Origin of the sequence: Microbacterium lacus (assembly GCF_002812805.1) — a bacterium.
Lineage (GTDB): Bacteria > Actinomycetota > Actinomycetes > Actinomycetales > Microbacteriaceae > Microbacterium > Microbacterium lacus_A.
On record NZ_NMUM01000043.1, the window covers coordinates 1 to 23070 of the forward strand.

The window sequence follows — 23070 nt, forward strand, 5'->3', positions numbered from 1 at the left end:
CTAGGTGCGTGGGTCAGATCCTTCCGTTAACGCGCCGGGGTGAATCCGGTGGATAGCGCGGGGTGCTGGGAGAATCGATTCATGACGGTGACTGCCAGCCTGGAGGGTCTGTTCGAGGTCGAGCCGGGTGAGGCGCGGGCGCCGGGATCGGCTGCACCGGCGGGTGCGGGCAAGACGTTCCGTGGGTATGACCAGGGGCAGTGTTTCCTGCTCCCGCCGAGTCTGGATGACTGGCTGGACGAGGATGATGAGGCCCGGTTCATCTCCGAGGTCGTCGAAGAGCTCTTGGATCTGACGCCGGTCTACGCGTCGTACGCGTCCGCCTCGGGTGCGCCTCCGTATGACCCGCGGATGATGTTGAAGCTGCTGCTGTTCGCGTACGCGACGGGCGTGACCTCGTCTCGTGAGTTGGAGCGGCGCTGCAAGCGCGATATCGCCTTCCGGTGGCTGTCGGGCAACCAGGCGCCCGACTACCGGTCGCTGGCCCGGTTTCGTCGGCGTCACCTGGATGCCCTGCCGGGGTTGTTCCTGCAGGTGCTGCGGGTCTGCGCGGAGGCGGGGCTGGTGCGGTTGGGGCGGGTCGCGCTGGATGGCACGAAGCTGGCTGCGAACGCGTCGCGGCATAAGGCGATGAGCTATGACCGGATCGTGCCGAAGATCGATCAGCTCCAAGCCGAGGTCGCTGCGCTGCTCGCCGAGGCGGAGGCGGTCGATGAGGCCGAGGATCAGCAGTTCGGCCAGGACCGGCGCGGGGACGAGGTCGCCCCGGAGCTGGCCCGCCGTGAGGGGCGCCTGGCAAAACTACGTGCCGCGAAGGACGCGATCGAGGCCGACGCCGCCGAGAAGGCGGCAGCCGTGGCGCGGAAGAAGGCCGACGCCGCCGGTCAGCCCCCTGAGCAGGCCGACGCGGCCGTCGCGACTGCGGTGGACACGGCGGCGCCGAAGCCGAAAGCGCAACGCAATTTCACCGATCCTGAGGCGCGGATGATGAAGACGGTCCGCGGCTTCGATTACGCGTTCAACGCGCAGGCCGTTGTCGATGAGGGCCACCAGATCGTGTTGAGCGCCGAGGTCACCCAGCAGGCCACCGATATCCAGCAGTTCGTCCCGATGGCCGAGCAGACCCTACGGAACCTCGACGCGGCAGGAATCGAGCGTTCCCCAGAGGTCGTCCTCGCTGACGCGGGCTACTGCTCGGAAGCCAACCTCGAAGCCGCCGACGATCTGGACGCACAGGTGTTGATCGCGACGGGACGGCAACGTCACGGCGAGAGCTTCCCTACCGCCGGCGCCCCGGACCCGGCCCCAGAGGACGCGAGCCGGCGGGAGCGGATGGCGCACGCGCTGCGCACCGAGCAGGGCCGCACCGACTACGCGCGCCGCAAAGCCATCGTTGAACCCGCGTTCGGGCAGATGAAGACCCGGCAAAACGCCGGACAGCTCCGGCTACGCGGACTCGCCGGCGCCCAAGGCGAATGGCTACTCCACACGATCTGCCACAACCTCCGCAAGCTCCGCGTCGCTACAGCCGCCGGGCTGGCGCCCGCATAGGCCTCCCCAGGGGTCCCTGGGCGTCACAGCACGCACCGACAGTCGCCACGAGCCCCTCGCCGTGCGATCCCGCACGCTCTCACACCGCAACGGCCCGCCCGTTCCCGTTCGCGACCGTCAGCGCGCGATGCCAGAGTCAACGCCGCGCGCCACGCCACCCGATTCTGACCCGCGCACCTAGTATCGATTACTTCCCCGATTGCCGCACATCGGGGCCCGTCTCGCGGCCGTTCGGGCGTGCTCTCGAAGTTTTTTCGAGAAATCTCCGCAAACGCGCGTCACGATTCGGGCGTTTCCCCGTGTTATGCGTGCCCGACTCCTGCACTGAGTCCCCCCAAGGAGTACCCCGGTGCGGGAGTCGGGTACAGATTTCAGGGTCCGATCTCGCGAGGTCGGGCCCGCATCCTGGGGAGGAAACGGGGAATGGCACTGCGTTCGGGAGTGATTCGAGACCGGGGCGGAAGCCGCTCGGCGCGCGTCGCGCGCGGTTTCGGCAAGTGGGTGGCAGGCGGGCTCGCCGCGCTGCTCTTCGGAACCGCGATGATCGCGAGCGGAAGCGGGATCGTCTCCGCCTCCGCGATGGAGGGCGCATCGCTGCTGCTCGTGAAGACCGTCGACGGCCAGGAGGCCAAGCGCGACCTGCGGCCCGGCGACTCCGTCGTCTACCGCGTCGAGTTCCGGGTGAACGACGAGGACGCGGACGCGCCCGTGCGCGTCGTCGACGAGCTCCCCGCCGCGTTCGCCGGATGGCGGATCAGCGAGCTCACCGCGGTCGTCGGCGGATCGCCGACGGGCATCACCCTCGATCTGCCCGGCATCGCCGCCGGGCCGTCGACCGCGGTTCCGGCGTCCGGCACGCTGGGATCCGGCTCCGAGGACCTCACCATCACGGTCGGCGTCGCGCTCCCCGTTCAGGCGGGCACCGGCAACGACAGCGGGCTCGGCATGTCGACTCGCCACACGGGCGTGCTCGAGTACGTGCTCACCGTTCCGAGCGACCTCTCGCCGAACGATCCGATCCTGCGCACCGACCTCGTCAACCGGGCGACCTTCTCCGCGATGGCCGGCCTCACTCCGCTCAGCGTCTCCGACACCGCGATCATCTCGGTCGACAACCCCGTCGCGGTGGACGTGACGCCGACGAAGACCTGGACCCCCGCCTCGCAGGGCTATCAGCCCGGCGCGGTCTCGAATCTGACCATCGGCGCCACGCAGGCCTCGAACGTGCCCGCGAGCGCGCTGCGGCTGCAGGATCCGGCCGACCCCGCTCTCGCGCCGGACGGCGCGACCTCGCTCGCGGACGCCAACCCCTTCAACTACGTCGACTTCGCGGGCTTCGCCGGCGACCCGACGACGAACCTTCCCGCGGGCGCGACCGCGGCCTCGGTCGAGGTCTACCACTTCGACGGCGCGAGCTGGAACTGGACCGCTTGGAACAGCGGGCTCGACAACGCAGACATCGCCGGTGTGCGCCTCGGCTACACCGGCTCGGTCCCCCCGGGCGCCTCGGTCTCGCAGGGCTTCGCGGCCCTGCAGCGGGCGACCCACCGCTCGACCGGCGCCGGGATCTCCGCGGGCTACACGATCTCGAACGACGTGCGCGCGACCGTCGAGGTGCCGGATCAGCCGTCCGTCTCGAAGGACGCCGAGGCGCCCTTCGCGGTCGGGCCGCAGCGCATCGACGTCTCGGCGCAGAAGCGCTTCCACACCCTTCCGGACGGCTCCGAGACCACGAACCTCACCGGGGTGACCGCCGGCGACACGGTGGGCGTCGTGCTGCGCGCGATCAACGCCGGCGTGCCGCAGAGCACCACCCTCGACCGCCTCGTCATCGCCGAGCCCGGCGCCGGATCCGACAGCCGCTTCTTCGGCGACGAGCTCTCCTTCGCGGGCTTCGCAGCCGGCGATCCGGCCGCGATCTGGCCCGCGGGTGCGACGAGCGCCGAGCTCACCTGGCAGCACCCCGGAGGCCCGACGGTCGTCACGGTGGCGGCCGGCGATCCGCTGCCGGCGGCGCCCGCGGACGTCACCGGCTTCGAGCTCGCCTTCGTCGGCGCGATCGAGCCGGGCGCCTTCAGCGAGGTCCGGTACCTGCTGGCCACGAGCTCCGACGAGGACTTCGTCGCCGCGGGCGGCACGGCGGGCCCCTTCCGCAACACGATCGACGTGACCGGTGAGAAGACCGGGCTCGACGACGACACGGACAATGCGGGAGCGAACCTCTCGCTGGTCGCCCCCAGCATCGACGTGGCGATCGACAAGCGGGTCGGGCCGGGAACGGTGCTGCCCGGCCAGGGCGTGGTCGTGCAGCTCGACACCCGCGTGCAGACCTCGGGCGGGCGCACGAAGCCGACCGAGATCGTGGTGGAGGACGTCTTCGGCGGGGCCGGCACCTTCTGGGACGCCTTCGACGCGGCCGAGATCCTGCCCCCGATCAGCCGCCCGGTGAACGGCGACGACCCCGTCGTCCAGGCCGATCTGCGCATCGAGGTGCTCGGAGCCGACGGCGTCACCTGGACGACGCTCGCGGACAACCCGGACGAGAACACCCCGATCGCGGTGCCGGCCGGCGCCACCGGCCTGCGCTTCGTCTACACCAACGCGGCCGGCTTCTCCCAGATCAGCTACGTGAAGCCGAACATCGCCTTCACCGCGCGCAGCGCGCTGCGCAGCGACGGCGCGCCCACCGGCGGCACCTTCGACACCCCCGTGCGCTACGAGAACGTCGCCACGGCCGAGGCCGAGGGCCGGCTCGACGACCGCGTCGTCACCGGCGAGGACGACGACCGCGAGAGCGTCGGGATCCGCGGCACCGAAGGCGGCACCGGTCCCGGCCCGGGCGGCCTGTGGGTGCACAAGGACTGGGCGCACAACTCGCTCGTCTCGCAGTCGGGCGCCTCCTCCTGGACCATCCAGGAGTGGGCCGTGACCCGGAGCGGCTACGCGACCGTGCAGCTGCAGGATCCCGCCGTTCCGACGGCGACGGGTGCGGGCACCGTCTTCGAGGCCTTCAACCTGACGCAGATCCGCCCGATCCGCTTCGCGGCCGGCGGCTCGAACAACACGGTCGATCCCATGCTGCGCTGGGACGTCGTGACCGACGTCCAGCTCTGGGACGGCGCGAGCTGGACCTCGGTGACCGCCCCCGCGGGCGGCTGGATGAACGCTGACGGCTTCGCGGGCCATGCGCTGACGGCGACGCAGCAGCAGAGCACCCTGGGCGTGCGCCTGGTGCTCGCGGAGAACACCGCGGCCCGGCAGGCGGCGGCCGACGCCGGCGACCTGACCGCCCCGGCGGTGGGCAGCGGCATCGCCGCCTCCGCCGAGACCCGTTCCTTCCGGCTGGACTGGCAGCTGCGCGAGACCGCGCGGCCCGCGAGCGATCCCGTGAAGTGGGTGAAGGAGAGCGGCACGACCTTCAACTGCGGCACCGCGGGCTGCATCGACAACGTCTTCGGCATCACCGCGACCCCCGAGGACGGCGCCCCGGCGACGGAGACCGCGAACGACACGATCCAGCTGCTCGACGGCATCGCCAACGTCGCGCTCACGAAGCAGGTGCGCCCGCTCCCGCTCGATGCGGCGGCGCCCGCCGCCGGCAGCATCGAGATGGTCGCCCCGAATCCGGGCGAGCTCGCCCAGGAGGACTACCCGCGGGCCCGCTACACGCTGACGACCTACAACTCGTCGACGATGCCGGCCGGCTCCCGAGGCGCGATGAAGCTCGGCAAGATCCGGGTGACCGACACCTCGACGCACCAGCTGAGCCCCGCTCCGGACTTCGACATGGATCGCAGTCCCTTCGAAGGCCGTGACTTCGCGGCCGAGGTCGCGGGGCCCGACGGCAACCACTTCGACCGCTTCAACCTGACGGGAGTCTCCTTCGAGGCGCTGCCGGCCTACATCGACGCCGCCGAGAGCACGGTGGAGCTGTGGCTCTACGACGGCACCGCGACCGGCACGACCCAGGTCTTCACCCTGCAGCAGGCGAGGGACGCCGATGCGGCGTTCGTCGCGGCGCTGCCGGACGCGATCGGCGTCGCCGTGACCTACTCCGGCACCGACCCCGCGCGCAACGGCAACCGCATCGTCACCGGCGACAACCTCGTCGTGCATCTCGACGTGCAGCTGCGCCAGACCGAGCGTCTGAGCGGGGACCCCGTCGAGGGCGGCACCCTGGGCAGCTCCGTCAGCGTGCCGAACGAGGCGATCTCGCGCGGCTGGGACGCGGTGGTGAACCCGGACAACATGCCGACCGACACCGGCGATGCCGTGGTCGAGCTCACCAGCGCGCAGATCTCCGTGAACCTGCAGAAGCAGATCGCGGTGGATCACGGCGGCACGAGCGATCGGACGATCACCGAGACCGATCCCGACGCCCCGGTGAACGTGCGGCTGACGGCCGACCCGGACGGCTCGACCGCGCCGCTCAGCACGCTGCGCATCGAGGACGACACGGCGGGCTTCTGGGATCGCTTCCGGTTCGTCTCCTTCGGCTCCCCGACCCATCCGACGGATGCCGACGCGGCGGCGTTCGAGATCCTCGTCGGTGGCGACTGGGTGCCGTTCGAGGGATACATCGGCGACCTCGCAGACATCGAGGGCGTGGCGGTGACCTTCTCGCGGACGACCGGCAACGGGCTCTTCCCGGCGGGCGCCGCCTCGTGGAGCGCCTCCTGGGGCACCGCGACGCTGCCCTTCACGGTGCAGCTGCGCGACGATGTCGCGGTCGACTGGGGAGACGACAGCGAGGAGAACACCGGCCGCGCGGAGGCGGTCAATCCGAACCTGCCGCTCGCCGAGGACGCCGCCGACGCCGAGGTCGACTTCTCCGACGGCACGAACGCGATCCGCGTCGTGAAGCGCGCGCCGAACGACACGGGCACGCACCAGGTCGATCCGCTCGTGAGCCTGCCCTGGAGCCTGGAGTTCACCAACACCGGCACCAGCTACCTGCCGATCACGCGGGTCACCGACGCGATGCCGGAGACGCTGAACTGGGACGGCGAGCAGCCGACCTTCACGAGCACGCCCGGTGCGAGCGGCGTCAGCGGGCTGACCGCCGACCCCGCCGAGATCGGGGTGAGCATCTCGACCGATGGGCGGGACCTCGTCTTCGAGTGGCCGGCCGGCTCCCGCATGGAGCCCGGCGAGACCATGACGATCGGTCTCGGCCTCATCCTGCAGCCGCTGCCCACGGGCGAGCGCGCGACCAACGAGGTCGTCGTCGAGACGGGCGTGCCGCTCGCCACCTGCACGCAGCCGACCGATTTCGGTCAGGATCCGCGGCAGCCCGGCGAGGAGGGCGAGTGCTCGAACACCAACTTCGTGCAGCCCCGCGCCGGCACCGTGATCGGCGCCGTGAAGACGGTGAACGGCGAGCCAGCCGAGACGCTCGGCGAGCACCTCGTCAGCGGCGCGCTCGACGTGCGCACGGGTGCCGAGTGCGCCCCCGGCAACTACCTGCCCATCGGCAGCGACTACACGCGCAACCCATGCGCCTCGTACACCGCTGTCGGCGCGACGGACACCTGGAAGCTGGAGCACATCAACTCGGGCACCAACGCCCTGTCGAGGATGACCATCGTCGACATGATGCCGGGCCCGGGCGACCAGATGCTCGCCGGAGGCGCGCCGCGCACCTCCACCTTCCGACCGGTGCTCGCCGGCACCTCGCCGGCGGACGTCTTCACCCTCTCCGGCCTGCCCGCCGGAGCGACGTACACCATCGACGTCACCACCAACCCGCAGGCCTGCGTGGGACCCACCCCGGGCAGCTCGCTCTGGGTGTCCGATCCCGAGTGCTCCGACGCCGTCGCCAACCCGGCGAACGTGTGGGTGCCGCTCGCCGGCTACACGGGCGACATCGCCGACATCGCGGGCTTCCGCGTCAACGTCGACATGTCGAGCGAGCCGCTGCAGCCGGCCGGCAACGTCGTGGTCGAGTTCGAGACGGTGAACCGCGTCGTGCAGAACGCGCCCGAGGGCCTGCAGCCGACCCTCGAGCAGTTCGCCACGCCCCAGTTCGCCTGGAACCAGAACGGCGTCATCGCCTGGGACACCGTCGGCAACCGCGTCAACCTGCCCGCCGCGCCCCAGCGCGCCGGCGTGACGGTGAAGACCGGCTCGCTGGAGATCTCGAAGGAGGTCCTGGGAGAGGGGGCCGGCAACGCGCCCGAGCTCTTCCCCGTGGAGCTCGCCTGCACCGTGCCGAGCGGCGTCGCCGACCCCGAGCGCGTGCCGCTCGACCTGGGCGACTCCTCGACCGTGCTGGTGCCGGGCGACGGCACCGCGGTTCGGATCTCGGGCATCCCGATCGGTGCGGACTGCATCGCCCGGGAGTCCGGCGAGGTCGGCGCCCACGGCGAGAGCGGCCGCTCCATCGAGCCCGCTCCCGGCGTGATGCCCGCGACCGACGGCCTCTCGGCCGAGATCCTCATCCGCGAGAGCGGCGGGGGAGCGGCTCACCTCCAGCTGCGGAACACCTACACGCTCGGCGAGCTGATCGTCGAGAAGGCGGTGCTCAGCAGCAACGAGCACGCGGTGCGCGAGGAGCAGCGGAGCGCGGTCTTCGAGTTCGAGCTCGTGTGCCTCGCGAACGGAATGGACGACGAGATCCGCCGCGGCTTCGAGATGCGGGCCGGCGAGCAGCATCGGGAGACCGAGCTGCCCGAGGGCGCCGAGTGCACCCTGACCGAGACCTCGACGCGCGGCGCCGAGTCGACCACCGTCACCGTGGGCGGCGAGGAGTCGGAGGGCGCGAGCCGAGTCGGCATCGTCATCACCGCCGAAGGCGCGCACGCGCTCGTCTCCAACGTCTTCGAGGGAGTCCCCCCGGAGGATCTCGAGAAGACGGGCGGGGCCGGCATCGCGGGGATCGTCATCGCGGCGATCGTGCTGCTCGGCCTCGGCGGGGCCGGTCTCGTGATCAGTCGCCGCCGCAGGAGCCGGGCCGACTGATCGCTCGCGATCGCAGTGGGGCCCGGGTCGTCGCGACGACCCGGGCCCCACTGCCGTTCGCCGCTCGCCGAGACCTGTTCGCTGCTCCCCGAACGCCGCGGAAAGCTAACGATACGGTCACGAGATCATTGAAAACACGCCGTTTTTCAGGCCCCGGATCGCTTGGTGCGCTGACAGTCAACAACGTCTTCACTGTGTAGCAAAGATGCGCGCTACGATACTTGTACCGTGAAAGCGGAACACCCCGGCACTTTCGCACGGCCTCAAGCTCGCGGTGGCGCCGGTGGCCTCCGAAAACAATGATGTTGAAAGGAGCATGATGAAGAAGCTTCACATGAAGGCTCTGGTGGTGCCGGTCGCGGCTGCCGCCCTGGTCCTCGCCGGTTGCTCGGGTGGAGGCAACGGCGGCGGTGGCGACACGGGCGGTGGCGACGCGGCCACGGGTGAGCCCATCAAGGTCGCCGCACTGGCCTCGATGCTGTACTTCCCCGAGGCGCCTCCGGCCGCGCAGGCCGTGTTCGACGAGTACAACGCGAACGGCGGCTTCAACGGCCGTCCGATCGAGCTCGACACCTTCGACGACAATGCCGATCCGGCCGCCTCCTCGACCGCGGCGCGCGACGCGCTCAACAGCGGCGCCGTCGCGCTCGTCGGCAGCTCGTCGCTGCTCGACTGCTCGGTCAACAACAAGACCTGGGTCGACAACAACATCGTCTCCATCCAGGGCGTGGGCGTCGATCCGTTCTGCTTCGCGACGCCGAACATCGCTCCGGTGGACACGGGCCCCTACTTCAACATGTTCGCCTCGCTCTGGAACGGCAGCGAGACGCTCGGCTTCGAGAAGATCTGCGTCTTCACCGTTCTGGGCGATGCCGCCGGCCGCGCCGCGGCCGAGCAGGCTCGGGATGCCTGGTCGGACGAGACCGGCAAGGAGCTGGCCCTGTGGGACGACTCGCTCGTTCGCGGCCAGTCGAGCTACGCCGGCAACGTCGCGCAGATCAACAAGGACAAGTGCGACTCCATCCTCATCACCGGGGTGGGCGCGGCGGTCATCCAGTTCCTCTCCGAGGCGACCAACCAGGGCATCGACCTGCCCGTGCTGGCGCAGACCTCGACCTACTCCCAGGAGTTCGTCGACACGCTCGTCTACGCCGGCGACGTGCACGTGCCGGCCATGTTCTCGCCGTGGAGCGATCCGGAGGATCCCTCGAACGACGACTGGCGTGCGCTGATGGAGAAGAACAACATCGGTCTGACCTCCTTCGCGCAGGGCGGCTACCTGGCGGCCAAGGCGTTCATCCACATCCTGGAGAACGAGATGGACCCCGACGCCGAGATCACCCGCGAGGCGTTCACCGAGGCGGCCAAGGGCATGACCGAGGGCTTCGACACCGGCGGCATGACCGGTGACAAGTGGATGTTCGGTCCCGGCGATTCGCACCAGGCGAACGCCGCCGCGTGGCCGCTGGTCATCGAGGCGAACAGCGGCGAGTGGACCTCGCTCGGCCCGTGGTTCATCGGCACCGACAACGGCTGGGTGAACACCACCGTCCCTAGCAGCTGATCGGCTGAGAGGTTCCGGGTGCCGGGCGGCCTTCATGGTCGCCCGGCACCCGGAATCTTCGTCCTATTCCTCCAAGGGAGCACAATGAACCCACTGCTCGCAATGACGGCGGGGCTCACGGCAGGCGGCACGTTCGCGCTGTTCGGGGTCCTGCTCACCATCATGTCCCGGCTCGGCAAGGTCGTGAACTTCTCGCAGGTCGCGGTCGGCGTCTTCGCCGCGTTCATGGCGATTCGCATCGTGCCGAAGGACATGCAGCCCTGGGGCTCGCTCGTGGTCGGCATGATCGTGGCGATGCTGCTGTCGGTCCTGATCGGCTTCATCGTCGCCAAGTGGCTCGGCGATGCCTCGGTGGGCGCCCGCTCGGCCGCCACCGTCGCCATCCTGCTCGGCCTCTACTCGCTGTCGAACCTGCTCTTCGGCACGCACCCCCAGCCGGTGCTGCCCCCCTTCAAGGGGCCGCTCATCCAGACCGACTGGATCAACATCTCGCAGCTGGCGGTCGTCACGACCATCGCCGCGATCGTCGTCGCGGTCGGCACCAAGCTCGTGCTCCGCTACACCATGGTCGGCACGCGCCTGCGCGCCGTGTCCGACCGACAGGATGCCGCCGAGCTCATGGGCATCAACGTGATGGGCCTGCAGCTCGGCGTCTGGGCGGTCACCGGCCTCATCGCCGGCTTCGGCATCGCGGTCGTCGCGAACATCCAGGCGTCCGACGCCAGCTCGATGATCACCATCTTCATCCCCAGCGCGGCCGCCGCGCTGGTCGGCGCCTTCAGGCGTCTCGACCTCGCGATCATCGGCGGCCTGGGCGTCGGTGCACTGCAGGGGCTGCTCACGGCCTTCCCCGCCCTCGTGCTGCTCAAGGACTGGGTACCGATCCTGGTGATCGTCGTGTTCCTGCTCTGGACCGAACGGAAGGAGGTGTGGGATGTCGCTCGCTAGCACCGCCATCGCGCGCCGTCAGCGCACACGATTCTGGATCATGGTCGCCGCGGCCGTCGTCGTCGCGGTCGCCGTGACCTTCGGCCTGCCCAGCTACTTCGTGTTCATCTCAACGACGGTGCTGGTGACCATGGTCTCGCTGATGGGCCTCGGCATCGTTACCGGCAGCGCGGGCATGATCGCGCTCTCGCAGCTCACCTTCGCCGCGATCGGCGCCTGGGTGATGGAGCTGCTGATCTTCCGCACCCCGCTCGGCACGATCTTCGGGGGCGTCTCGTTCATCGTCTGCATGCTGATCGGCGCGGTCGCCGCCGCGATCGTCGGCCTCATCGTCGGCCTGCCGGCGCTCCGACTGCGCGGCGTGAACCTCGCGGTGATCACCCTGGGCGTCGCGGCGGCGGCGGACATGACGCTGCAGAAGGTCTTCTTCCCCGACGCCTGGGTCAACCAGCGGGTGCCCCGCCCCTTCGGCATCTCGAACACGGTGGAGGGCGACCGGATCTACTTCCTCTTCACGGCGATCGTGGTCATCGTCATCGCGGCGGTCGTCTTCCAGGTGGGCAAGGGCCGCTTCGGCGCCATGTGGCGCTTCGTCGCCTTCTCCGAGCGCGGCACCGCGGCGGCCGGCACGAAGGTGCGCAACGCGAAGCTCAGCGCCTTCGCGGCGAGCGCCTTCATCGGCGGTCTCGCCGGCGGTCTCACCGTGGGGCAGATCGGCCAGGTGAACTACATCTCCTTCGCCACTGCCGGATCGCTCGGCCTCTACGTGCTCTGCATCGTGGTCGGCGCCCACTACATCGACATGGCGTTCGTGGGCGCGTGCCTGTTCGTCTTCATCCCCGAGATCCTGAAGCAGTTCGGCCTTCCCCTGGAGTGGGCGAACATCATCTTCGGCATCCTGGGTGTGCAGGCGCTCACCACCAACACCACGATGGGCGACCAGATCAGATCGGGGCTCAGAAAGCTCAGACGCCGCGGGGAGAAGGTCGAACCGGTTTCCGCGCATCTCGAAGAGGTCGATCTGGAACAGACCAGCGCGGTCTTCACGACCACGGGCAAGCCGCTGCTCGAAGTGAAGGACGTCAGCGTCGTCTTCGGCGAGTTGCGCGCGCTCGATCACGTGAGCCTGACGGTCTTCGACCGCGAGGTGGTGGGTCTCATCGGTCCGAACGGCGCCGGCAAGTCGATCATGATCGACACGATCACGGGCTTCATCTCGGGCTACGAGGGGTCGATCGTGCTCGACGGCCAGCCGGTCGACGGGCTCGCCCCCGACCGCCGTGCGCACGCCGGCATCCGTCGCACCTTCCAGCAGGATCGCGTGCCGACCTCGATGACGGTCGGCCAGTACCTGCGGCTCATGTCGCAGGGCAAGTCGACGAACGCCGAGATCGACGAGATCCTCGAGTACTTCGGCTGCCCCCCGGCGCACACCCCTCTGCGGGTGGTCGACGTGGGCTCCCGCCGCATCGTCGAGGTCGCCGCGAACGTGGCGTCGAAGCCGCTGGTGCTGCTGCTCGACGAGCCCGCTGCCGGCCTGTCGCACGAGGAGCACATCGTGTTCGGTAACCAGCTGCGCAAGATCCCCCAGAAGTACGGGATCTCGGTGCTGCTGATCGAGCACGATCTCGATCTGGTGCGCAGCGTCTGCTCGAAGCTGGTCGTGCTCAACTTCGGCGGCGTCCTGGCCTCCGGCGACCAGGAAGAGGTGCTTCGCAACCCCGAGGTGCTCAAGGCCTACATGGGAGAGAGGGTGGAGTGATGAGCCTCGTTCTTTCAGACGTCACGGTCAACCGCGGCATCGGCCCGGTCGTCAGCGGGGTGAGCCTCGAGCTGCAGCCCGGTCAGATCACCACGGTCGTGGGCCCCAACGGCGCGGGCAAGACGAGCCTGCTCGAGGCGATCTCGGGCCTGGTGCGCAGCTACACCGGCTCGATCGAGGTCGACGGCAAGGACATCCACCGGATGAACCGCCGTCAGCGCTCGAGGGCCGGCATCGTGCACGTGCAGCAGGGACGAGCCATCTTCCCGAGCCTCACGGTGCGCGAGAACATCGAGCTCGCCAGCCGGGACAAGGAGCGGTTCGCGCAGATCCTCACCTACTTCCCTGAGCTCGAGAAGCGCATCTCGGCGCAGACGGCCCTGCTCTCCGGCGGCGAGCAGCAGATGGTCGTGCTCGGTCGCGCGCTCGCGACGGATCCGAAGTACCTGCTGATCGACGAGATGTCGCTGGGCCTCGCACCGGTGGTCTTCATGCGCCTGCTGCCCGTGCTCGAACAGGTCGCCGCGACGGGCGTGGGCATTCTGCTCGTCGAGCAGTTCGCCCACCTGGCACTCGGCATCTCGAGCGACGCGCTCGTGATCTCGAACGGCAAGGTCGCGTACCACGGTGAGCCGAAGGTGCTGCTCGACGACGAGACGAAGCTGCACGACGCCTACATGGGCTGATCGTCTCACGGCGGAGGGGTCGTCGCGCTGATGCGCGGCGGCCCCTTTTGCGCGGTCCGGCGGATCCGACGGACGAGCCCGGCCGGAACCGGGATCGGCCTCGGCTCAGGCCGCGGAGACCATCGCGTTGAAGCGGTACTCGGTGGGCGAGATGCCCACCACCTGGCGGAAGAGCCGGGAGAAGTGAGAGGAGTTGAGGAAGCCCCAGCGGCTCGCGATGGTCGATACCGGCAGGTGCGCGAGCAGCGGGTCGCTGAGGTCGCGGCGGCAGCGCACGAGTCGGGCCTGACGCATATACCCGGCCACCGTGAGATCCTCGTCGCTGAAGAGCCGATGCAGGTAGCGGGTCGAGATGAAGTTCGCGGCGGCGATCTGCTGCGGATCGAGCTCGGGATCGTCCAGATGGCAGTCGATGAACGCCTGGATCTGCATGAGCAGCTCGCGCCGTCGGGTGCGGTGCGGCTCGGAGAGACTCTGGCCCACGAGGCTGAACATCATGGTCTCCACGAGGTCGACGGTGTTGCTCATGAGGCGCACGGCGCTCGGGCCGTTCAGGTCGGCGATGTTCCTCGCGAGGGTGGAGAAGAAGGGCAGCACGGTGCCCGAGACCCCGGCCCCGTCCTCGATGCGCTGGCCGATGAGGTCGTTGGTCGCCGCGTCGGGCAGGTCGAAGCGGTCGCGGGGGATCAGCAGGAACACCATGTGGAAGTCGTCGTCGAGGTACATGGTGTAGGGCCGGGCGCTGTCGTGGATGATCATCTGACCCGGCTCGAAGTCGGTCGAGCTCGTACCCTGCACCGAGTTCGCGTGGCCGCTCATGAGCACGCTCACCTTGAGGAAGCGGTGGTCCTTCGTGAAGAGGCGCACCTCCGCGTCGTCGCGGGCGATCTCGTGCTGCGAGCTGCGCACCTCGTTGACGTAGACCTCGCCGAGCACGCGGCTGCGGATGCCTCCCCGGAAGTGGGCGGGGTCGTCCGCCGTGATGCGCACCGGGGAATAGATGCGCGAGACCATCTCGGTGAAGTCGTCGATGCTGGTGGTGGATCCCCCGTCGATCGACGGCGGAAGCGCGGCATCGCGCAGATCTACCGTTGAAGGCATACGTCTCCCCTCCCTGGGAGTCGGACGAACCGTCCCGTGACCACAGTCTATGCGCTTCGGCGCTCCCGCTCCCAGGGTTCGTCAGGGGAACGGGAGCGCCGAGGACGCCGGGCTCAGAAGGGGTAGCGCGCGATGTCGCCCTGGACGGTGACCCACTGGGTCTCCGTGAAGGCGTCGAGGTTCGCCGCCGCGCCGCCGAAGCGGGAGCCGGTGCCCGAGGCGCCGACGCCGCCGAAGGGCGCGACCGACTCGTCGTCGACGGTCTGGTCGTTGATGTGCACGATGCCGCTCGGGATCATCTCGGCGATCGCGAGGCCGCGCATGACGTCGCGGGTGAGGATGCCGAGCGACAGGCCGTACTCGCTCTGCCGCGCGATCTCGACGGCCTCCTCGATAGTGCTGAACTTCAGCACGGGCGCGACGGGGCCGAAGATCTCGTCCTTGAACGCCGGGTGGTCGGGCTGCGAGTCGGCGATGACGGTCGGCTTGTAGAAGAGGCCGTCGTACTCGCCGCCCGCGGTGATGCGGGCCCCCGCGGCGCGGCTGCCCTCGACGAGCGCGTGCACCTTGTCGCGCTGGCGCTCGTCGATGATCGGACCGAGCGGCACCTCCGAGGCGCCCGTGTCGCCCACGGGGATGTTCAGCGCCTTCTCGGTGAGCAGGCTCACGTACTCGTCGTAGATCGACTCGTGGACGATGTGCCGGCCGGTGGTCATGCAGATCTGGCCCTGGTGCAGGAAGGAGCCCCAGGCGCCGGCCGAGGCCGCTGCCGCCACATCGACGTCGTCGAGCACGATGAGGGCGTTGTTGCCGCCGAGTTCCAGGTGCACCCGCTTGAGCTTCGCCGCGCCCGCCGCGCCGACCGCGCGGCCGGCGCCGGTGGAGCCGGTGAACGAGATGACGGGCACCCGGTCGTGGTCGACGAGTGCCGCGCCGACCTCGGCGCCGCCCGGCAGCACGTGGAACAGGCCGTCGGGGAAGCCCGCCGCCTCCGCGATCGCGGCGAGGAACAGGCCGCCGGAGACCGCGGTGCGGGGGTCGGGCTTCAGGATCACGGCGTTGCCCGCGGCGAGGGCCGGGGCGACGGAGCGGGCCGAGAGGATGCCGGGGAAGTTGAAGGGCGAGATGACGCCGACGACGCCCACCGGGACGCGGCGCGCCATGGAGAGGCGCGGCTTGCCCGAGCGCAGCAGCTCACCGTAGGGCTGCTCGACGAGGGCGGCGGCCGAGTAGAACTCGGCGGCCACGAGGTGCGACTCGAAGCCCGCCTTGCCGACGCCCGATCCGGCCTCGCGGGTCAGCCAGGAGATGAGCTCTCCGGCGTTCTCCTCGACCAGCCGGCCCGCCTTGCGGAAGATCGCGGCCTTCGCCTCGAAGGACATCGCCGCCCACTCGCGCTGCGCCGCCACCCCGCGCTCGACCGCCGCGTCGAGGTCGGCGACGTTCGCCACTCCGTAGGAGCCGATGGCCTGGCCCGTCGCCGGGGCCACGATATCGGCGGATCCGCCGCCGCCCGCTCGCCAGCCGCCGCTGTAGATGCGGCCGGACCACGTCTGCTCGTCGAAAAAGCCCATGATGAATCTCTCCTCGTCGAATGACCCTGTCGAAACGGTTCTGCGGATCCGTCCCCCACTGGGCGCGGATCCCGGGGGCCTCGCGGCCCTGCACGATCCAGTCTGCCAGGGGTCGCGGGGCGGCGCACCGGGTCGATCCGCTCGTGCACTGCGGGCACAACTCTTGTACGCGCTGACGCAACCGCGACGGCCCGGCAGGTGTGAGGCTGATTCTGCGAGGAAGCAGAGGAAGGGAAGCCGCGAATGGGCATCTTCAGACACGAGCTGGTCATCGTCGGCGCGGGAGTGGGAGGGCTCTACGCCCTGATCCGGGCGCGCAGGCAGGGGCTCGACGCCGTGGTGCTCGAGCGCGGGAGCGACATCGGCGGGACCTGGTACTGGAACCGCTATCCCGGCGCCCGCTGCGACGTGGAGAGCTTCGACTACTCCTTCTCGTTCGACGAGGAGCTGCAGCAGGAATGGGTCTGGACGGAGAAGTACGCCGGCCAGCCCGAGATCCTCGCCTACCTCCACCACGTCGCCGAGCGGTACGGACTGCGTGACGGCGTGCGCCTGCAGACGAACGTGCAGTCGGCGCGCTGGGACGAGGACGCCCTCGAATGGACCGTCGGCACCGAGGACGGCGACGAGTACCTAGGAGTGGCCCCACTTTCTGACTTGCCGGGGCGGTTCTGACGGTTTGATCTGGCCCCACCTGAGCGTGTGTTTCGTGTTGCTTCAGGATGAGCGGGCCCGGCAGGGGTCGAAAGTGGAATTGTTCGCGGATATCCGCCGTGCCTCGCGCGTCGACGGGCTATCGGTGCGCGCGTTGGCAGACAGGTTCGGGGTCCACCGTCGCACGGTGCGGCAGGCCTTGGCGTCGCCAATTCCGCCGCCGCGGAAGATACCGTCACGGATGTCTCCACGGCTGGGGCCGTACAAGGCGGTGATCGACGCGATGCTCACTCAGGATCTGGACGCGCCTCGTAAGCAGCGGCACACGGCGACAAGGGTTCTCGCGCGGCTGGTCGACGAGCACGAAGCGGCGGGACTGTCGTACTCGACGGTCCGCGACTACGTGCGCGTACGTCGTGCCCAGATCGATGCCGCAGCCGGGCGCCGCGTCGAGGTGTTCGTCCCACAGGAACACGCACCTGGTGAGGAAGCCGAAGTCGATTTCGGCGAGGTCTGGGTGATCCTTGGCGGGGTGAAAACGAAGTGCCACATGTTCACGTTCCGGCTCTCGCACTCGGGGAAGGCGGTGCACCGGGTGTACTCGACGCAATCGCAGGAAGCGTTCCTGGAAGGACATATCGACGCGTTCGACGAGATAGGTGGGATCCCGACCCGGCACATCCGGTACGACAATCTCACTGCCGCGGTACAGACGGTGCTGTATGGGAAGGGCCGTAGCCGAGTAGAGAACGACCGATGGGTACTGTTCCGCTCGCACTACGGGTTCGACTCGTTCTATTGCCAGCCCGGAATCGACGGCGCCCACGAGAAGGGTGGCGTCGAAGGCGAAGTTGGTCGGTTTCGCCGCACCTGGCTGTCGCCGATGCCGGTCATCGACTCGCTCGCCGAGTTGAACGAGCAGATCCGCCGGTGGGACGCCCGCGACAACGAGCGACGCATCAACACCCGGATCCGCACTGTCGGGCAAGACTTCATCGACGAACAAGCCCGCCTTACGCCATTGCCAGGCGAGCGGTTCGATCCTGGCCTGGTGCTCTACCCGCGGGTAGACCGCTCGAGCCTGATCACCGTGCGGATGGCGAGGTACTCCGTGCCCGCCCGTCTGATCGGGCGGAAGGTGCGGGTCTCGTTGCGGGCGTCTGAACTCGTGGTGTTCGACGGCCACGCCGAGGTCGCTCGGCACGAGCGGGTCGTGGCCCGCGGCGGGGAGTCGATCAACCTTGACCACTACCTCGAGGTCCTCAGGCGCAAGCCCGGCGCGTTGCCCGGGTCCACCGCGCTGGCCCGTGCACGCGAAGCCGGCGTGTTCACGACAGCGCATGACGCGTTCTGGCAGCAAGCGCGGAAGGTCGATGGCGACAGCGCCGGCACAAGGGCTCTGATCGATGTGCTCCTGCTCCACAGGACCATGCGAACCGTCGACGTGATCGCGGGGATCCGTGCCGCCCTCACGGTCGGGGCGGTGTCCGCCGACGTCGTCGCGGTCGAAGCCCGACTGCACGCCGCCGGGCCCGAGTCAGACCGTCATCGCGTTGAACAACCACGACGTGACGTGCAACGAGTTGTCAGCCTGACCCAGCGTCGCCTCATGGATCCGGCCGCGGTGATCGCCGGACTCCCAGCCGACCGGCGGCCACTGCCATCCGTCGCGCACTACGACGAACTCCTTAACCGACGTTCCGAACCAGAACCGCCGGTCACCGATGAGAGAGAAGGAATCGCCGGATCATGAGCAACCCCACGAATGTCACCACGACCCTGCGTCGGCAGCGCGGGCTGACCGAAGAAGCCGCCGCGGCCGCAGTTGACCAAGCCTGCCGCAGGCTCCGTTTACCCACCATGCGGGCGGTGATGCACGAAGCGATCACGGCCGCGGAACGTGAGCAGCTGACCTACCAAGGGTTCCTTGCCGAGCTCCTCCTCGCCGAGTGCGACGACCGGGACCGCCGGTCCGTTGTCCGCCGCGTGTCGGCAGCCGGGTTCCCGAGGAACAAGTGGCTCGGGGACTTCGATTTCGACGCGAATCCGAACGTCAACCCTGCAACGATCCATACGCTCGCGAACGGGGACTGGATCCGCCGCGGCGATCCGCTGTGTCTGATCGGGGACTCCGGCACCGGGAAGTCGCATCTCCTCATCGGCCTCGGCACCGCCGCTGCAGAGAAGGGCTTCCGCGTCCGGTACACCCTGGCGACGAAGCTCGTGAACGAGCTCGTTGAAGCCGCCGACGAGAAACAACTCACCCGCACCATCAACCGGTACGGACGCGTTGACCTGCTCCTGATCGACGAGCTCGGCTACATGGAACTCGACCGACGCGGCGCCGAACTCCTGTTCCAGGTCCTCACAGAGCGGGAAGAGAAGAACTCCGTCGCGATCGCATCCAACGAGTCGTTCAGCGGGTGGACGAAGACCTTCACTGACCCGCGCCTGTGTGCGGCAATCGTCGACCGGCTCACGTTCAACGGCACCATCATCGAAACCGGCACCACCTCGTACCGCCTCAACCACACCCGTCAGCGGCAGTAGCGATCCGAAAGTCATCAGAGGTAGCGGCAGATGGACTCCGGCGTGCAGGCTTCGGACGCCGTTGCCGTCGCGTGCGCCCGAAGCTCGACGATGCTCCCTCGTAGGGCGCGCAGCTGCTCGAGCTGCTCATCAATCTCCACGAGCCGGCGGTCAAGGAGATCCAGCACGTGAGCGCACGGCGAACCACCCGTGTCGCGAACATCGAGGATCTCCGCGGTCTGCGCAAGGGTGAGCCCCGCCGCGCGAGCCCGATCGATGAACTCGAGCCGCTGCACCGTCTCGTCACCATAGCTGCGGTACCCGGCCGGGGTGCGCTCCGGCGGTTGCAGCAGCCCGCGCTCCTCGTAGTACCGCAGCGTCGACGGTCTCGTCCTCGCCTTCTCCGCGAGTTCTCCGATCCGCATCGTGACACCTCCACCGTCAGTTTGACCTTCAAGCATGCTTGAAGGTCCATTCTGTCGCATAGGGCCGCACGTGCGGCCCGGTCCACCCGAGGAGGCATCATGACTCAGCACAACGAGTTCGATCTTGCGGTGGTCGGGACGGGCGGCGCGGCGATGTCCGCGGCGATCCACGCCCGACTCGAGGGGGCGAGCGTGGTCGCCATCGAATCGGGCACGCTCGGTGGCACCTGCGTGAACGTGGGTTGCGTGCCCTCCAAGACCCTCCTCGCGGCCGCGCACACCCGCCACGCCGCGCTCACGAACCCGTTCCCCGGCGCCGCCACCTCCGCTGGGGCCGTCGACCTCGGCGCGCTCGTGCAGCAGAAGGATGAGCTGGTCGGCATGCTCCGCCAGACCAAGTACGCCGACATCGCCGCCGCCTACGGGTTCGACATCCTCCCCGGCACCGCAACATTCACCGATCCCTCAACACTGCTCGTCGATGGACGACCGGTTCGCGCCAAGTCGTATCTCATCGCCACCGGCGCCGAACCGACCATCCCAACGATCCCCGGCCTCGAGCAGATCGATTACCTCACGTCGACCACGGCGATGGAACTCACCGAGCTGCCCGCTTCGCTCGTGGTGATCGGCGGCGGATTCGTCGGCCTCGAACAGGCCCAGCTGTTCGCCCGGCTCGGGGTCGAGGTCACCATCATCGGCCGGCTCGCCCCGCACGCCGAACCAGAACTCTCCTCCGAGCTCCGCAAAGCCTTCCTGACCGACGGAATCACCGTCATAGGCGACCGCGCCGCAACGATCACCCCACACGACGACCTGGTCCGAGTCCTCACCCGCACCGGGAAAGTAGCTACCGGTGAACGCGTCCTCGTCGCCACCGGCCGCACCCCCCGCACCGACGGGCTCGGCCTCGCCACTGCGGGCATCGCGACCGACACCCGCGGCTTCATCATTGTCGACGAACAACAGCGGACCACGAACCCGGCGGTGTTCGCCGCCGGCGACGTCACCGATGTGCCTCAGTACGTGTACGTCGCCGCGAGGACCGGGAAGATCGCCGCACACAACGCCCTCGGTCACTCTGAGCAGGTCGACTACACCGGGTTGCCCTCCGTCCTGTTCACCTCACCCCAACTCGCCTCGGCCGGGATCACCGAAGCCGAAGCCCTCGCCGCCGGCTACCGATGCGCCTGCCGCTACCTCCGACTGTCCGACGTGCCCAGAGCCATCGCCAACCACAACACCCGCGGCGGCATCAAGATCGTCGCCGACGCCGACACGGGCAAAGTCCTCGGCGTCCACGCCCTCGCCGACACCGCCGGCGAGATGATGCTCGCCGCGACCTACGCGATCAAAGCCGGATTCACCGTCACCCAACTCGCCGACACCTGGGCCCCGTACCTCACCATGGCCGAAGGCATCCGACTCACCGCGAACCTCTTCCGCAACGAACTCCCCACCTCCTGCTGCGCCTAACAGCAAACAGCAGCACACACCCGGGGCCAGTTCTAGCCGTCACCCCGGGGCCAAATCAGGTTGACAAAATCATGCCAGAGTGCGGCTGACGATCCGGGCGCGTAGCGGCTAGGTGCGTGGGTCAGATCCTTCCGTTAACGCGCCGGGGTGAATCCGGTGGATAGCGCGGGGTGCTGGGAGAATCGATTCATGACGGTGACTGCCAGCCTGGAGGGTCTGTTCGAGGTCGAGCCGGGTGAGGCGCGGGCGCCGGGATCGGCTGCACCGGCGGGTGCGGGCAAGACGTTCCGTGGGTATGACCAGGGGCAGTGTTTCCTGCTCCCGCCGAGTCTGGATGACTGGCTGGACGAGGATGATGAGGCCCGGTTCATCTCCGAGGTCGTCGAAGAGCTCTTGGATCTGACGCCGGTCTACGCGTCGTACGCGTCCGCCTCGGGTGCGCCTCCGTATGACCCGCGGATGATGTTGAAGCTGCTGCTGTTCGCGTACGCGACGGGCGTGACCTCGTCTCGTGAGTTGGAGCGGCGCTGCAAGCGCGATATCGCCTTCCGGTGGCTGTCGGGCAACCAGGCGCCCGACTACCGGTCGCTGGCCCGGTTTCGTCGGCGTCACCTGGATGCCCTGCCGGGGTTGTTCCTGCAGGTGCTGCGGGTCTGCGCGGAGGCGGGGCTGGTGCGGTTGGGGCGGGTCGCGCTGGATGGCACGAAGCTGGCTGCGAACGCGTCGCGGCATAAGGCGATGAGCTATGACCGGATCGTGCCGAAGATCGATCAGCTCCAAGCCGAGGTCGCTGCGCTGCTCGCCGAGGCGGAGGCGGTCGATGAGGCCGAGGATCAGCAGTTCGGCCAGGACCGGCGCGGGGACGAGGTCGCCCCGGAGCTGGCCCGCCGTGAGGGGCGCCTGGCAAAACTACGTGCCGCGAAGGACGCGATCGAGGCCGACGCCGCCGAGAAGGCGGCAGCCGTGGCGCGGAAGAAGGCCGACGCCGCCGGTCAGCCCCCTGAGCAGGCCGACGCGGCCGTCGCGACTGCGGTGGACACGGCGGCGCCGAAGCCGAAAGCGCAACGCAATTTCACCGATCCTGAGGCGCGGATGATGAAGACGGTCCGCGGCTTCGATTACGCGTTCAACGCGCAGGCCGTTGTCGATGAGGGCCACCAGATCGTGTTGAGCGCCGAGGTCACCCAGCAGGCCACCGATATCCAGCAGTTCGTCCCGATGGCCGAGCAGACCCTACGGAACCTCGACGCGGCAGGAATCGAGCGTTCCCCAGAGGTCGTCCTCGCTGACGCGGGCTACTGCTCGGAAGCCAACCTCGAAGCCGCCGACGATCTGGACGCACAGGTGTTGATCGCGACGGGACGGCAACGTCACGGCGAGAGCTTCCCTACCGCCGGCGCCCCGGACCCGGCCCCAGAGGACGCGAGCCGGCGGGAGCGGATGGCGCACGCGCTGCGCACCGAGCAGGGCCGCACCGACTACGCGCGCCGCAAAGCCATCGTTGAACCCGCGTTCGGGCAGATGAAGACCCGGCAAAACGCCGGACAGCTCCGGCTACGCGGACTCGCCGGCGCCCAAGGCGAATGGCTACTCCACACGATCTGCCACAACCTCCGCAAGCTCCGCGTCGCTACAGCCGCCGGGCTGGCGCCCGCATAGGCCTCCCCAGGGGTCCCTGGGCGTCACAGCACGCACCGACAGTCGCCACGAGCCCCTCGCCGTGCGATCCCGCACGCTCTCACACCGCAACGGCCCGCCCGTTCCCGTTCGCGACCGTCAGCGCGCGATGCCAGAGTCAACGCCGCGCGCCACGCCACCCGATTCTGACCCGCGCACCTAG

The 23070-nt window shown here is 69.0% G+C and carries 14 protein-coding genes; 11 read left to right on the forward strand and 3 right to left on the reverse strand.

Annotated features, from left to right (window positions below; genetic code table 11):
* Positions 1-81 precede the first annotated feature (81 nt).
* The 6 genes from CGU34_RS14755 (at position 82) to CGU34_RS14780 (ending at position 13471) form a co-directional block, all read left to right on the forward strand.
* Positions 82-1551: an IS1182 family transposase gene (locus tag CGU34_RS14755; protein WP_036294992.1), complete on the forward strand. Its 1470-nt coding sequence runs from the start codon at positions 82-84 to the stop codon at positions 1549-1551.
* A gap of 423 nt (positions 1552-1974) precedes the next feature.
* Positions 1975-8511 (forward strand): DUF5979 domain-containing protein, encoded by a 6537-nt coding sequence (locus CGU34_RS14760; protein WP_100812053.1) that lies wholly within the window; start codon positions 1975-1977, stop codon positions 8509-8511.
* Positions 8512-8830: 319 nt separating this feature from the next.
* The gene (locus tag CGU34_RS14765; RefSeq protein ID WP_198517845.1) at positions 8831-10075 is read left to right on the forward strand and encodes an ABC transporter substrate-binding protein; all 1245 of its coding nucleotides are present in this window, start codon (positions 8831-8833) and stop codon (positions 10073-10075) included.
* Between the two features lie 84 nt (positions 10076-10159).
* Positions 10160-11023 carry a branched-chain amino acid ABC transporter permease gene (locus CGU34_RS14770; RefSeq protein ID WP_232711698.1) on the forward strand — a complete coding sequence of 288 codons (864 nt, stop codon included), beginning with the start codon at positions 10160-10162 and terminating at the stop codon, positions 11021-11023.
* Positions 11010-12785, forward strand: coding sequence for a branched-chain amino acid ABC transporter ATP-binding protein/permease (locus tag CGU34_RS14775; protein ID WP_100814545.1), 1776 nt, complete (start codon positions 11010-11012; stop codon positions 12783-12785). Before CGU34_RS14770 ends, CGU34_RS14775 begins: the two co-directional genes overlap by 14 nt.
* Positions 12785-13471, forward strand: coding sequence for an ABC transporter ATP-binding protein (locus CGU34_RS14780; protein ID WP_232711699.1), 687 nt, complete (start codon positions 12785-12787; stop codon positions 13469-13471). The genes CGU34_RS14775 and CGU34_RS14780 overlap by 1 nt, the downstream gene beginning before the upstream one ends.
* A 105-nt stretch (positions 13472-13576) precedes the next feature.
* Here the strand turns inward: CGU34_RS14780 and CGU34_RS14785 are convergent, their stop codons facing one another.
* Both CGU34_RS14785 and CGU34_RS14790 read right to left on the reverse strand, forming a co-directional pair.
* The gene (locus CGU34_RS14785; protein ID WP_100812058.1) at positions 13577-14572 is read right to left on the reverse strand and encodes a helix-turn-helix domain-containing protein; all 996 of its coding nucleotides are present in this window, start codon (positions 14570-14572) and stop codon (positions 13577-13579) included.
* Positions 14573-14685: 113 nt separating this feature from the next.
* Positions 14686-16146 (reverse strand): aldehyde dehydrogenase family protein, encoded by a 1461-nt coding sequence (locus CGU34_RS14790; RefSeq protein WP_100812059.1) that lies wholly within the window; start codon positions 16144-16146, stop codon positions 14686-14688.
* 243 nt (positions 16147-16389) lie between these two features.
* Here CGU34_RS14790 and CGU34_RS14795 point away from each other — a divergent pair, with 243 nt between their 5' ends.
* The 3 genes from CGU34_RS14795 to istB are packed head-to-tail and all read left to right on the forward strand — an operon-like array spanning position 16390 to position 19350.
* Positions 16390-16821: a flavin-containing monooxygenase gene (locus CGU34_RS14795; RefSeq protein WP_100812060.1), complete on the forward strand. Its 432-nt coding sequence runs from the start codon at positions 16390-16392 to the stop codon at positions 16819-16821.
* Between the two features lie 37 nt (positions 16822-16858).
* Complete coding sequence (gene istA / locus CGU34_RS14800) at positions 16859-18553, forward strand: IS21 family transposase (RefSeq protein WP_054686999.1); 1695 nt, start codon at positions 16859-16861, stop codon at positions 18551-18553.
* The gene (istB, locus tag CGU34_RS14805) at positions 18550-19350 is read left to right on the forward strand and encodes an IS21-like element helper ATPase IstB (protein ID WP_054682946.1); all 801 of its coding nucleotides are present in this window, start codon (positions 18550-18552) and stop codon (positions 19348-19350) included. The genes istA and istB overlap by 4 nt, the downstream gene beginning before the upstream one ends.
* Before the next feature lie 14 nt (positions 19351-19364).
* Here the strand turns inward: istB and CGU34_RS14810 are convergent, their stop codons facing one another.
* Positions 19365-19754 carry a heavy metal-responsive transcriptional regulator gene (locus CGU34_RS14810; protein ID WP_054682943.1) on the reverse strand — a complete coding sequence of 130 codons (390 nt, stop codon included), beginning with the start codon at positions 19752-19754 and terminating at the stop codon, positions 19365-19367.
* Between the two features lie 99 nt (positions 19755-19853).
* Here CGU34_RS14810 and merA point away from each other — a divergent pair, with 99 nt between their 5' ends.
* Together merA and CGU34_RS14820 are read left to right on the forward strand one after the other, a co-directional pair.
* Positions 19854-21230: a mercury(II) reductase gene (merA, locus tag CGU34_RS14815; RefSeq protein WP_069696261.1), complete on the forward strand. Its 1377-nt coding sequence runs from the start codon at positions 19854-19856 to the stop codon at positions 21228-21230.
* A gap of 189 nt (positions 21231-21419) precedes the next feature.
* Positions 21420-22889 (forward strand): IS1182 family transposase, encoded by a 1470-nt coding sequence (locus CGU34_RS14820; protein ID WP_036294992.1) that lies wholly within the window; start codon positions 21420-21422, stop codon positions 22887-22889.
* The last annotated feature ends 181 nt before the right edge of the window (positions 22890-23070 follow it).

What these genes read in the sequence shown, in the direction of transcription:
- CGU34_RS14755 (WP_036294992.1), top strand. Translation starts at nt 82, where the DNA reads ATGACGGTGACTGCCAGCCTGGAGGGTCTGTTCGAGGTCGAGCCGGGT.
- CGU34_RS14760 (WP_100812053.1), top strand. Translation starts at nt 1,975, where the DNA reads ATGGCACTGCGTTCGGGAGTGATTCGAGACCGGGGCGGAAGCCGCTCG.
- CGU34_RS14765 (WP_198517845.1), top strand. Translation starts at nt 8,831, where the DNA reads ATGAAGAAGCTTCACATGAAGGCTCTGGTGGTGCCGGTCGCGGCTGCC.
- CGU34_RS14770 (WP_232711698.1), top strand. Translation starts at nt 10,160, where the DNA reads ATGAACCCACTGCTCGCAATGACGGCGGGGCTCACGGCAGGCGGCACG.
- CGU34_RS14775 (WP_100814545.1), top strand. Translation starts at nt 11,010, where the DNA reads ATGTCGCTCGCTAGCACCGCCATCGCGCGCCGTCAGCGCACACGATTC.
- CGU34_RS14780 (WP_232711699.1), top strand. Translation starts at nt 12,785, where the DNA reads ATGAGCCTCGTTCTTTCAGACGTCACGGTCAACCGCGGCATCGGCCCG.
- CGU34_RS14785 (WP_100812058.1), bottom strand. Translation starts at nt 14,572, where the DNA reads ATGCCTTCAACGGTAGATCTGCGCGATGCCGCGCTTCCGCCGTCGATC.
- CGU34_RS14790 (WP_100812059.1), bottom strand. Translation starts at nt 16,146, where the DNA reads ATGGGCTTTTTCGACGAGCAGACGTGGTCCGGCCGCATCTACAGCGGC.
- CGU34_RS14795 (WP_100812060.1), top strand. Translation starts at nt 16,390, where the DNA reads ATGGGCATCTTCAGACACGAGCTGGTCATCGTCGGCGCGGGAGTGGGA.
- istB (WP_054682946.1), top strand. Translation starts at nt 18,550, where the DNA reads ATGAGCAACCCCACGAATGTCACCACGACCCTGCGTCGGCAGCGCGGG.
- CGU34_RS14810 (WP_054682943.1), bottom strand. Translation starts at nt 19,754, where the DNA reads ATGCGGATCGGAGAACTCGCGGAGAAGGCGAGGACGAGACCGTCGACG.
- merA (WP_069696261.1), top strand. Translation starts at nt 19,854, where the DNA reads ATGACTCAGCACAACGAGTTCGATCTTGCGGTGGTCGGGACGGGCGGC.
- CGU34_RS14820 (WP_036294992.1), top strand. Translation starts at nt 21,420, where the DNA reads ATGACGGTGACTGCCAGCCTGGAGGGTCTGTTCGAGGTCGAGCCGGGT.